Here is an 11,967-nt window from a genome sequence, read left to right on the forward strand (position 1 = left end):
AAAGTATTTCATTTTTCAGTCCATGTTCCGATAAAGTTTGTATGAGTTTTTTTGGTATCGTAGGGACGAAGAACGAATTCTTTGCTTTTTGACTGTCTTTTTCGGGAAGCGGAGAAGGAGCTTGGTGCCTATTGACGTTTGGCCCGTTACTTTGTATGGACTCCCTTGAAGGAGCCAATCACAAGCCGCGGAGCAAGAAAATACAAAGGTTACCATATTCGGAAGGGGAAAAACAAGAGCGATGAATGTTGAGTTGAAACAGGTTCCGGGAATCGAACAATATTGGTTGGAGCAGCTGCGTGCGGTCGAAGAAAAGACGCGTTTGGTTGGGCAGACGCCGCCGACGGCGGAGGAAGGAATCGGCAGCGTGCAGCGCGATTTTCTCGCCGTCGATCCGGCCCTGCTGCGCGGAGGCGCGCTGCCTGCGGCCTGGTCGGTGCTGCTGCAGCGTTATTTGCGCGCCCGCGAACTGTCGTTTGCCGTACATAGTTCGGCTGCGGACGCCGCTTTTCCGCTGCTGCTGAGCGTCGATCCGGCGGATACGCTGCGCGAACGTACCGAACGCGCGGAAGCCGCCCTGCGGAAGAGCGGGGAACGTCCGCTTGAGGCATCCGTTCTCGGACAGTGGCAGGCCGCGGGCACGATCGAGCTTCCCTACAATACCGGCATCGGATTGAATCCGGCGCTGAACGCCGCCGAAGCGCTTGCGGCGTCGGGCTGCGACCTGTTCATCGTCTTCTCCGGCACGGAGCGCATCCGCGCCCACGCCGCGTTCCGCCGGTCGGTCTTCGGCGAAGACTTCGTACAGGAAGCGCTGGCGCATCTGCAGGGCATCGTCGTTCGCATGAGCACCGAACCGGAAGCCGCCGTCGGCCGGGAGGACCTGCTGGACGATCAGGAACGGGAGATTTTGCTCAATCTCTGGAGCGGCCTCGACGCGGCCGCCCCGTTCAAGGCGGACGTTCCGATCCACCGGATGATCCGGGAGCAGGCGGCACGTACGCCGGATCGCGCGGCGGTCATCCATGCGGCAGGCGAAGCGCTGACCTATGCCCAGCTGGACCTTCGCTCCGACGTGCTGGCGGCCGAACTGCGCGAAGCGGGACTCGGCCGCGGCGACATCGCGGGCATTCTGGCCCGTCCGTCGGCCGAAATGATACTGTCGGTGCTGGCCGTGCTCAAGACCGGCGCTGCCTACCTGCCGATCGATCCCGAATACCCGCAGGAACGGGTGCGCTTCATGCTCGAAGACAGCGCCGCCGGGCTGCTGCTGCTCACGCCGGGCCTTGAAGCGCCGGCCGCTTACGCGGGACCTTCGCTGCGCGTCGACAACGGCCGCGATTGGACGGCGCCGGCCGGAAGCGTCGGCGATTTCGGCACGCCCGACGATCCCGCCTACGTGATCTATACGTCGGGTTCCACCGGCACGCCGAAGGGCGTCGTGGTCGAGCATCGCTCGCTGATCAACCTGGCGCAGTGGCATATCGACCATTTCCGGATCACCGAAGAAGACCGGACCGTCAAGTATGCCGGATTCGGCTTCGACGCCTCGGTCTGGGAAATTTTCCCGTACCTGCTGAGCGGAGCTTCGATCCATATGATTCCGGAAGACCTGCGTCTCGATCCGGCGGGATTGAACGATTACTTCAACGCGGAAGGTATCACCGCCGCGTTCCTGCCGACCCAACTGTGCGAGCAGTTCATGGACCAGGACAATTATTCGCTGCGCGTCCTGCTGACCGGCGGCGACAAGCTCAAGACGTTCCGCCCGCGGCCGTACGAGCTGCACAACTGCTACGGTCCGACCGAGAACACGATCGTGACCACGTCCCATCTCGTGACCGAGATGGAAGACAATATTCCGATCGGCAAGCCGGTGCGCGGCTCGCAGATCCTCATCCTCGACGACTACGGCCATTTGCAGCCGATCGGCGTCGCGGGCGAACTGTGCGTCGCCGGCGACGGCCTGGCGCGCGGTTATCTCAACCGTCCGGAACTGACGGCGGAGAAGTTCGCGGCCCATCCGTACCGCGAAGGGGTGCGCATGTACCGGACCGGCGATCTGGCCCGCTGGAAACGGGACGGCACGATTGAATTTCTCGGCCGGCTCGATCATCAGGTCAAGATCCGGGGCTTCCGGATCGAGATCGGCGAGATCGAGCAGCGCATTCTGGAGCGCGAAGGGGTGCGCGACTGCGTCGTCGTCGCCCTCAGCGACGACCGCGGCGACGCGTATCTGTGCGCGTACGTCGAAGCGGACGCGGAGCGCAGCCACGCGCAGTGGAGCGCCGACCTGGGAGAGATGCTGCCGGATTATATGGTGCCGGCGCATTTCGTCACGCTGCCGAAGCTGCCGGTCAACGCCAACGGCAAGATCGACCGGCGCGCGCTGCCCAAGCCGCAGGCGCGGCAGGCGGCTGGTTCCGCCGCTCCGGTCGGGGAGACCGAAGAAGGGCTGCATGTTCTGTGGAGCGGCATTCTCGGCCACGACCGCTTCGGCGCGGCGGACTCTTTCTTCGAGATCGGCGGGCATTCGCTGCAGGCCGCCATGCTGAGCGCGCGGATCGAGCGCCGGTTCGGCGCGAAGCTGTCGATTCGCGAGCTGTTCGAACATACGACGGTCCGGGCGCAGGCGGCCGAGATCGCGAGCCGCGCGGGCGAAGCGGCACCGGCGCCGGAGCTGCCGGTGCTGTCCGCGCCGGAATCGGCGGACGGGCGTTACCCGGCTTATCCGGCGCAGAGCCGCCTGTTCCTGATCGAGCAGATGGAAGGCGCCGGCACGGCGTACAACGCGCCCGTGCTGCTGCGCGTCGAAGGCGAACTGGACGCCGCGAAGCTTGAGCGGTCGCTGCAGCAGTTGATGCTGCGGCACGAAGCGCTGCGGACGTCGTTCGAACTGCTCGGCGAATCGATCGTGCAGCGCGTCCATCAGGACGTGGAGCTGCGCCTTGACGTTATGCAGGCGCCGGAAGAAGACGTCCGGGCGCTGATGGACGACTTCGTGCGTCCGTTCGATCTGGGCGCCGCGCCGCTGATGCGGGCGGGACTTGTCTCGTGCGGGGAACATCTGCATTTCATCCTGCTCGATTTTCATCATATCGCCGTGGACGGCGTCTCGATGCATGTCTTTTTCGAGGAATGGTCGCAGATTTACCGCGGCGAATTCCCGGAGAGCGCGCCGGCTCAATTCAAGGACTTTGCGGTCTGGTACGAGCGCGAAGGCGCATCGGCGATCCGCGAATCGCAGTTCGGCTACTGGCGGGAGCGCCTGTCGGGCGAGCTGCCGATGCTTCAACTGCCGACCGACAAGCCCCGTCCGGACAAGCAGAGTTTCCGGGGCGACACGCTGCATACGGCAATCGGAGCTGCGCTGCAGGCCGATCTCAAGCAGTTGGCCGAGCGGACGAACACGACGCTGTTCATGGTCATGCTGGCCGCCTACGGCACGCTGCTCAGCCGCTATGCGGGCCAGGAAGACCTGATCGTCGGCGTGCCGGTCGCGAACCGCGGCCGTGAAGAGCTGCACGGCGTTATCGGCATGTTCGTCAACACGCTGCCGCTGCGGACGTACCCGGACAAACGCAAAACGTTCGCCCGTTATCTCGAAGAAGTCCGGGCCGAACTGCTCGGCGCGTTCGACCATCAGGAATACGAGTTGGGCGAGCTCGTGAACGAGCTGAACGTTCCGCGGATCGGCGGACGCAGTCCGCTGTTCGATACGATGTTCGTCATGCAGAACACCGGCAGTCTGGCTCCCGAGCTGGAAGGCAGCCTGACCGCGGTCTCGACGTACGCGCCGAAGATCGCCAAGTACGATCTGATGGCCGACGTGACCGAGCACGAGAGCGGCATCCGGGTCGATTTCCAATACTGCACCGAGCTGTTCGACGAATCGACGATCCGGTCGATGGCGAATCAGTACGCGGCGCTGCTGGAAGCGGCCGCAAGCAACGAACACCGCGCGCTGCACGAACTGCCGATGCTGAACCGCGAAGAAAACGCCGACCTGGCGTTCGGGCTGAACGATACGGCTTCGCCGTACGAACGGACGCTGACGATTCAGGCAGCGTTCGAGCGCCGCGCCGTCGAACGGCCGCAGCATCCGGCCGTGACGTTCGAAGGGACGACGCTGACCTATGCGGAGCTGAACGAACGCGCCAACCGATTGGCGCATACGCTTATCGAAAAAGGCACGGCTGCCGATAAACTGGTAGGATTGATGGTGGATCGTTCGCCGGAGATGATCATCGGCCTGCTCGGCATTCTCAAAGCGGGCGGCGCGTACGTGCCGATCGACCCGGAATACCCGGAAGACCGGATCCGCTACATGCTGGAGAACAGCGGATCCGATCTGCTGCTGACCCAGCGGCATCTGGTCGGCAGGGTCGATTTCGCGGGGCAGAGCCTCTGCCTCGACGAAGCGGAAGCCTACTCGCCGCGGACGGACAATCCGCGCGATCGCAGCGCCGCCGCCGATCTGCTGTACGTCATCTACACGTCCGGCACGACCGGCCGTCCAAAAGGCGTCATGCTGGAGCACCGCAACATGGTCAATCTGCTGCATCACGAATATACGCATACGAACATCGACTATTCGGGCCGGGTGCTCCAGTTTACGACGCTGAGCTTCGACGTATGCTCGCAGGAGATCTGGTCGACGCTTGTCGCGGGCGGCACGCTGTGCATGATCCGCAGCGAGACGCGGCGCGAAGTCGGCGAGCTGCTGGATCTGATCGAAGAGCGGCAGATCGGCGTCCTGTTCATGCCGGTCTCGTTCCTGAAGTTCATCCTGAGCGAAAAAGAATACGAAGAACGGTTCCCGACGTGCATTCGCCATATCGTCACGGCGGGCGAGCAGTTGGTCGTGCCGGAGAAATTCCGGGAGCATCTGCGCCGCAACGGCATTTTCCTGCACAATCATTACGGACCGTCGGAGACGCACGTGGCGACCGCCCATACGGTCGATCCGTCGGGCGATATCCCCGAGCTGCCTCCGATTGGCAAGCCGATAGCCAATACGCGCGTTTATCTGCTCAATGACGCTCTTCAGCTGCAGCCGAGAGGCGCGGCCGGCGAGCTGTACATCGCGGGCGAATGCGTGGGTCGCGGCTATTACAACCAGCCGGAGCTGACGCTGGAGCGTTACCTGCCCGATCCGTTCGAAGCGGGCGGACGCATGTACAAGACCGGCGATCTGGCCCGCTGGAACGGCGACGGCGATCTGGAATTCCTCGGCCGCCTCGACCATCAGGTCAAGATCCGCGGCTTCCGTATCGAGCTCGGCGAGATCGAGACGGCGCTGCTGGAACATCCGTCCGTCAAGGAAACGATCGTGCTGGCCAAGGAAGACGGCACGGGCGGCAAGTATTTGTGCGCCTACACCGCTTCTCCCGCCCAGCCGTCCCAGCGCGAACTGCGCGACCATCTGGCGGGACGCCTGCCGGATTACATGATTCCTTCGTACTTCGTGCAGCTGGGCAGCATGCCGCTGACGCCGAACGGCAAGATCGACCGCCGGGCGCTGCCGGAGCCTCAGCCGGGAGAACTGGCGACGGGAACCGAATACGCGGCGCCGCAGTCCGAAGCGGAGCGCCGGATCGCCGAAGTGTGGCAGACGGTGCTCGGTATCGGCCGGGTCGGCCTGCACGACAACTTTTTCGAACTCGGCGGCCATTCGCTGAAAGCGGCCGTCATGGTCGCGCGCCTGCAGGAGCAGTTCGAACTGAGCATCAACGACGTGTTCGAGCATCAGACGCTGTCGGCGCTGGCCGCGGTCGTCAAGCCGGCTTCGGGCCGGATCGCGGAGAAGCTGGCGGAACTCAAGGAAGCGAGCCTGCGCAGCGGGGAAGATACGCTCGTCGAAGACCGCCGCAGCTATCTGGACCGCGCCCGCCGGGACGCGGAAGCGGTCGACGTCGCGCCGCTGCGCGATTACCGCAGCGTCCTGCTGACGGGAGCGACCGGGTACGTCGGCGCGCATCTGCTGCGCGACATGCTGGAGCATACCGACTGGACCGTGTACGCGATCGTGCGCGGGGAAGACGACGAAGCCGCTTTCGGGCGTCTTCGGGCGAAGCTCGGCTTCTATTTCGGCGCCGAAGCTTTGAACGGTCTGCGTTCGCGTCTGGTCGTCTTCGCCGGCGATCTGTCGGAAGAGGCGATGGGGCTCGGCGAGGAGCCGTATGCCGCGCTGCGATCGGAGATCGACGCTATCGTGCACGCGGCGGCGACGGTCAAGCATTACGGCAGTTACGAAGACTTCAAGCGCCACAACGTCGAAGCGACGGAGCGGCTGCTGGAACTGGCCGAATCAGGGCGCCGCAAAGACATGCACCATGTGTCCACGCTCGGCGTGGCGACCGGCATCATCGCGGAGCGCAGCGAAGCGTTCTTCGGCGAGTATGATCTCGACCTCGGGCAGGAATACGAGAACTATTATGCGAAAACGAAATATGAAGCCGAGCAAAAAGTCGTCGAAGCCAGACAGCGAGGACTGCGCACGAGCATTTACCGCCTCGGCAACGTCGTGTTCCATTCGGAAACGGGACGCTTCCAGGAAAATATCGCGGAAAACGCGTTCTATACGATGATGCAGTCGTTCGTGCGGCTCGGTCTCGTCCCGGAAATGCAGCCGGATACGGACTTCTCGTACGTGGACGGAATCAGCCGGTCGATCCTGCTGCTCATGCGGCCGGAAAGTTTGCAGAACGAAATTTTCCACCTGCTGAATCCGAACCTGAAAAGCATGCACCGGATTTTGAGCGAAGAACAGGTCGGCCGCCCGATCCAAACGCTCGAATTCGCAAAATTTGTCGACAAAATCGGCGAGAAATTTGCGGCGGGCGAATCGCGCGAAGAGATCGACAAAATCATGCTGCATTACGGCTGGCTGGAAAGCGCCCAGATTCAGACTTCGTTCGAAATTGCGTCGGACCGCACCACGGCTTACTTGAAAAAGCTCGGGTTCGAATGGAAACCGATGGACGAAACGATGACGCGGCGAATGATGGATTACGCGAAACAAACCGGTTTTTTGGATTAAGGTTACAAAACATTTACACTTGAATGAAAATGAAGAACTTTAAAGAAAATATGCAATTTTTTTCTTTGAATTCGACAATTTTTTTAGTACACTGTATAAGAAGGTCTATCATTGAATCGAGGGGGATTTACCATGTTTAAGATTGAATATTTTCCAGCCAAAAATCGCGTAGTTTGTACCGTAGAGAGCATCACGATGGACGAAGTGGCTTCGTACCAAAAAGAGTACACCGAAGCGATGAAAAAGGTTAAACCCGGCTTTACCGGATTGACCGACCTGAGCAAAGGCAAACTGTTCACGCAGGAAGTCGCGGTGGCGCTCGCTCCGCTGGGCGAAATGTCCGTCGAAAAAGGCTTGACCAAATGGGCATACTACACTGGTTCCGCCGTGTCGAAAATGCAAATGAAGCGCATGTTCGGCGATATCGTCGTGTCGTTCGAAAAGCTCGAAGACGCGGAAGCTTACCTGAACAGCTAATTCGATACGTGCAGCAAAAAGTCCGCGCCGGGGAACGCCCCCGGAGCGGCGGAAGCAAGCCCGGCATGCCGGGCTTTTTTCGTGGACGTTGCGGGGGAGCCGGTAGTTCGAAACGTTTCGGTCAGACGGAACGGAACGCAAAATAAGGGAGTCGTGGGGGAAACCATGAATACGGAAACCAATAAACGCATGATTTGGATCGGGGCGGGAGCTGTTGCCCTGTTGGAAGTCTTGATCGCGCTGCTGTTCATGATGCCGGGCCGAGGCTGGGGGAGCTTCGTGCCGGGCCTGATTCTGGGCGCCGCGTTGGGCGGCGGAGCGTTCGTGGCGGGCATCGTGCTCGTGCTGCGCGAAGCGGATCGCAGAGCGTCGCAGATGAACGGCATGTTCGCCGCGTCGGGCGCGGGAGAGACGGCGGAAAGCACCGAATCGCACGAGCCGGGGCAGGCTTCGCACAAAACGATGGAACGCATGCAAACGTATTTGCTGGACATCGATCAGAACGTGGAGCAGGTCAAATCGAGCGCCGATGTCGGCGTGTTCGTCTCCGACCTCATCGCAGAGTCGGCCCGCAGCGCGTCCGCGCGCTCGCTTGAACAGAGCGAGAAGATGAAGGAAATCGCGCGGACGACGAACGAGATGACCGCGGCGGTGCAGCAGGTGGCCGGCAGCGCCGACGAAGTGGCCAGCGCGACGCTTGTCACTTCGGAACAGGCGTCCACCGGTTACGGCCAGCTGGTCGACGCGATGGAGCAGGTGCGCAAGACCGACGGCACGATCCAGACGCTGCTCACGCAGGTCAATCGTCTCGACGAGAAATCGGGCGAAATCGAATATTTCGTCAGCATCATTACCGAGATCGCGTCGCAGACCCATCTGCTTGCGTTGAACGCGGCGATCGAAGCGGCCCGCGCGGGCGACTACGGACAGGGCTTCTCCGTCATCGCGTCGGAAGTGCGCAAGCTGGCCGAGCAGTCTTCGGAGTCGGCCAAGCGCGTCTCGACGATCAATGCGAGCATCCAGCAGGATACGAACGAAGTCGTCGGAACGTCTTCGCGGGTCGCCGACGACATGAAGCAGGGCATCGGTTCGCTTGAAGAAGCCGGACGTTCGTTCCAGTTCATCCAGGCGGCGGTCGACGAAGTGAACGTGCAGATGCAGGACGTTTCCGCCGCGGTAGAGCAGATTGCCGCCCACACCGAACAGGTAAGCGACACGATTGCCCGCGCGGAAGAAATGGCGGCCAGCACGTCGGAAGAAGTGGCGACGGTGCAGCAGGCGGCCGAAGAGCAGCTGTCGGGCATGCAGCAGCTGTCGGAGACGGTCGGCGGATTGTCCGAGCTGACCGGCGGCGTCAAGCAGGCCGTCGAACATTTTCGCGAGCTGCAGACGGCCAACTGAGCCGGCATAATTTTACGGCTGCTCCGGCGAAGCCGGAAGCATCTGCTGCGAACTTTGCCGCGCCATCTCGCAAAAAGCAAAAAAAAGAGCACATTTCCGGTTAACGGAATGTGCTCTTTTTTATCGGTACGCATGCGCTTGGAAGAGATCGAGTAAGTGTACGCGGCGTACCCGAAGGGGGAAAGATCCGTGACGGTTACGCCCGGTTTCTACGACCCATCGAACGCATGATCAGGCTGACTACAGCTACCAGTACGATAGCGCCGATCAATGCCGGAATGATGTAGAATCCGCCCATTTCCGGACCAAGTTCACCCAGAATGACTCCACCGAGCCAACCGCCGATGAATCCGGCGATGATGTTCCCGATGATACCGCCAGGAATGTCTCTGCCCACGATGAGTCCGGCCAACCAACCGATGATGCCGCCAATAATTAACGACCAAATGATACCCATTTTGTATCGCCTCCGCTTATGTTTTTGTTTGCTCAACTACAACTTAACCTTCTAGCAAGCATTTGAATAACAAGTTACCAATTTTATTTTGAAACAATCTGAATAAAGGTATTTTCAACAGCGCTTTCATAGGGGGATTCGGCTCGAAAAAGCGGCGTCGGGCCTAACAAAAAACGGGTTTCCTCATTATAGCGAGGAACCCGTGTTTGATGCGGCTTATCTTTTTTAACTCTTGGATTTTTCCAACACATATTTGACGAGCGAACCGTTCTCCGCAGCATACAGCGTGCCTCCGGCGTAAGCGAACGCGTAATCGGAACGCAGCGGACGGTTCGATACGGCCTGCACGATCTCCAGTTTGTCCGGATCGAGCACATACAGCGTATCGGCCATGTCGATCTGCAGTCCGCCGTCGTCGGACTGTTCCAGCACGACGATCTGGCCGGGCTGATCGTCGAGCTTGCGTTCGGCGAGCTTGCCTCCGAGGGTAAACGCGGTCAGCGTGCGATTCGAATACGTGACGTAGCCGCTGCCCGTCGAAGCGATAACGGAGTCGGCCGGAATCGTGCGTCCCCAGAGCACTTGGCCCTGCGGCGACAACGCGATCAGCTTGTTGACCGTTCCGGCGATCGAACCGCGGAAGATGACGGTGCCGTCGGCCTGCACGAGAATCGGCGGCCCGCCGCCGTCGCCGAGCAGGTTGATGCTGGATGGGAACTTGTAGGCGTACACGCGCTTGAGATCCGGCGTGTACACTTCGACGGACGGGCTCGGGGAGCGGTCCCAGACGCCGCCGCTTTTGACGAGGCGGCTGGCGTCGACCACGATGCGTCCGCCTTCGGCGGTCAGTACGCGGCCCGTCAACGTCTTCGAAGCGAGCGTTCGGCCGTCGGAGCCGCAGCGGACCACCGCTGTTTTGGCTGTCCCGCGGCTGTCCGTGCCGAGTTGCGACGCGATCAGCAGGCTTTCGTCGCCGAGCAGGTAGACGTCGCTGCCGAACGGAAGAGAGCGGCTCCAGAGCTGTCGGCCGTCCGGCTTGAGCGCATACAGCGTCTGGGTCTTGTCGGAGAAGGTGCCGGTGAAGTACAGCGTGCCGTCGCCGGCGTACAGGAGGGAGCTTGCGATCGTGTACGGACCCGCTTTGTCATGAAAAGTCCGCGACCATTTCTGCACGCCTGTCGAGGCGTCGAAAGCGGTCACGGTCTCCAGATACCAGTCGTAGGAAGTTTTGGACGAGCTTTTTTTGACGTTTTGCACGGTGTGGGTATAGACGAGGCCGCGCGATTTGACGAAACGGACCTCATGCGCCGATGCGGACGAAGTGTCGTAGACGGAAGCGGATGTCCAGCTGGGCTGGGGAAGCGTGCTGTCCGCGACGATTCCGGCGGCGTGCGCATAACCGGGGGCGCTCAGCAGCACGGCTGCGCTGAGGACAAAAGCGCCCCATTTCTCGGTTGATTTCATAAAAGAGTTTCCATTCCTTTCCCTGAATCTAACGCCCGGTGTGAATTGGCTATGCTGATTATACACGCTGCCTGCGGCGTTTACCAGAAGTTTACGTTTGTAAACGTTTATACCTAGAACATCTTTCTTCTGATTCAAAGTGCCGGGTTTTTTATGATTTTTGCCAGCCGATAGACTTGGTTTACGCTTGTAAATAGCCTTTTTTACAAAAAAAGGACGTTTTCTTGCTCTCTAGTTACCAAGTCTCATGCACTGTGGCTGCGGTTGCAATTTGCTCCAAAACCGTAGACCTTTATCCCTGAAAAGCGTGAAATCGGTTTATTTGCAGCGGGGTCCGGTTATATAGTCGTAACGAGAAAGCGAGCGACTGATAACGGCTGCAGAGGCGGCAGAAGGAGAGAGCGAACATGAACTTGAGCATACATAATCTGATGGCCTTCAACCCCCATCACTTCAGAGCGCAGGCTACGGTAACCCCGCAAAAAGGCACGGATACGGACAAGGAAAAAAGTTTCCAGGACATCCTGAACGAGAAAATGGCGCGTCCGTTGACAACGCGGTAACGCGAAGTGGCCCGGCGGCCGGGTCAAATGTTGGGCGGCCGTGTATAATGAATAAGTACGGACAGGGCAAAGAGAGCGTGCGGCGTTCTCTTTCCCATCGTGCAGGCGCCCGGGCGCCTGCCGTTTTGTCGTTGTATGCAAGCAAGTTCAGGAAAGGGGGCGAAAAGCATGGAATTCGATTACGCGACGATTGTGCTGGCGATTATCGTCTTTTCGCTGATGCTGATGGTAATTCGGCTGCGCTTCGACGTGAGGCAGCTGCGCGAGGAGATCGACCGGATCGCTTCGGGACCGCGCCTGTACCGGCCTGCGCCTTCCGGGATGCAGGAAGGGGAACGGGGGTCGCGCACAGCCGCGGGCGGCGACGAGGAGCTGCGTACGCTCGTGGCCAAAGGCCGCAAGATCGAAGCGATCAAGGAAGCGAGAGAGAGATATAACCTGTCCCTGAAGGAAGCCAAAGATTACGTGGAGTCTTTGTAGCGCCGCCGCCTGCGGCGGATGCCGCACCGCACGCTATCGCGGCATCGCGGCGTACAAGTCGGCTTGAGGAAGTCGGGAGGAAT

At 60.4% G+C, this 11,967-nt stretch carries 7 protein-coding genes; 5 read left to right on the plus strand and 2 right to left on the minus strand.

What is annotated here, in order from left to right:
• The first annotated feature begins 241 nt into the window (after positions 1-241).
• The 3 genes from FTE24_RS10810 to FTE24_RS10820 all read left to right on the plus strand — a co-directional run bounded on the left by FTE24_RS10810 (position 242) and on the right by FTE24_RS10820 (position 8,920).
• Complete coding sequence (locus tag FTE24_RS10810; protein WP_150233428.1) at positions 242-7,042, plus strand: non-ribosomal peptide synthetase; 6,801 nt, start codon at positions 242-244, stop codon at positions 7,040-7,042.
• A gap of 132 nt (positions 7,043-7,174) precedes the next feature.
• Positions 7,175-7,519 carry a hypothetical protein gene (locus tag FTE24_RS10815; RefSeq protein WP_150233431.1) on the plus strand — a complete coding sequence of 115 codons (345 nt, stop codon included), beginning with the start codon at positions 7,175-7,177 and terminating at the stop codon, positions 7,517-7,519.
• A 165-nt stretch (positions 7,520-7,684) separates the two neighbouring features.
• Positions 7,685-8,920, plus strand: coding sequence for a methyl-accepting chemotaxis protein (locus tag FTE24_RS10820; RefSeq protein WP_150233433.1), 1,236 nt, complete (start codon positions 7,685-7,687; stop codon positions 8,918-8,920).
• Between the two features lie 196 nt (positions 8,921-9,116).
• Here the strand turns inward: FTE24_RS10820 and FTE24_RS10825 are convergent, their stop codons facing one another.
• Positions 9,117-9,377, minus strand: coding sequence for a GlsB/YeaQ/YmgE family stress response membrane protein (locus FTE24_RS10825; protein ID WP_150233435.1), 261 nt, complete (start codon positions 9,375-9,377; stop codon positions 9,117-9,119).
• Positions 9,378-9,602: 225 nt separating this feature from the next.
• A complete protein-coding gene (locus FTE24_RS10830; protein ID WP_150233437.1) occupies positions 9,603-10,841 on the minus strand; it encodes an outer membrane protein assembly factor BamB family protein in 1,239 nt (412 codons plus the stop codon).
• A 407-nt stretch (positions 10,842-11,248) separates the two neighbouring features.
• Between FTE24_RS10830 and FTE24_RS23015 the strand changes: the two genes are divergently transcribed.
• Together FTE24_RS23015 and FTE24_RS23020 are read left to right on the plus strand one after the other, a co-directional pair.
• The gene (locus FTE24_RS23015) at positions 11,249-11,404 is read left to right on the plus strand and encodes a hypothetical protein (protein WP_202111823.1); all 156 of its coding nucleotides are present in this window, start codon (positions 11,249-11,251) and stop codon (positions 11,402-11,404) included.
• 168 nt (positions 11,405-11,572) lie between these two features.
• A complete protein-coding gene (locus FTE24_RS23020) occupies positions 11,573-11,884 on the plus strand; it encodes a hypothetical protein (RefSeq protein ID WP_202111824.1) in 312 nt (103 codons plus the stop codon).
• The last annotated feature ends 83 nt before the right edge of the window (positions 11,885-11,967 follow it).

The sequence above is a fragment of the Saccharibacillus sp. WB 17 genome, from assembly GCF_008634075.2.
Lineage (GTDB): Bacteria > Bacillota > Bacilli > Paenibacillales > Paenibacillaceae > Saccharibacillus > Saccharibacillus brassicae.

Bases quoted from the DNA above. Each gene is read 5' to 3' on its own strand.
- FTE24_RS10830 (WP_150233437.1), bottom strand. From the start codon at position 10,841: ATGAAATCAACCGAGAAATGGGGCGCTTTTGTCCTCAGCGCAGCCGTG.
- FTE24_RS10820 (WP_150233433.1), top strand. From the start codon at position 7,685: ATGAATACGGAAACCAATAAACGCATGATTTGGATCGGGGCGGGAGCT.
- FTE24_RS10815 (WP_150233431.1), top strand. From the start codon at position 7,175: ATGTTTAAGATTGAATATTTTCCAGCCAAAAATCGCGTAGTTTGTACC.
- FTE24_RS23015 (WP_202111823.1), top strand. From the start codon at position 11,249: ATGAACTTGAGCATACATAATCTGATGGCCTTCAACCCCCATCACTTC.
- FTE24_RS10810 (WP_150233428.1), top strand. From the start codon at position 242: ATGAATGTTGAGTTGAAACAGGTTCCGGGAATCGAACAATATTGGTTG.
- FTE24_RS23020 (WP_202111824.1), top strand. From the start codon at position 11,573: ATGGAATTCGATTACGCGACGATTGTGCTGGCGATTATCGTCTTTTCG.
- FTE24_RS10825 (WP_150233435.1), bottom strand. From the start codon at position 9,377: ATGGGTATCATTTGGTCGTTAATTATTGGCGGCATCATCGGTTGGTTG.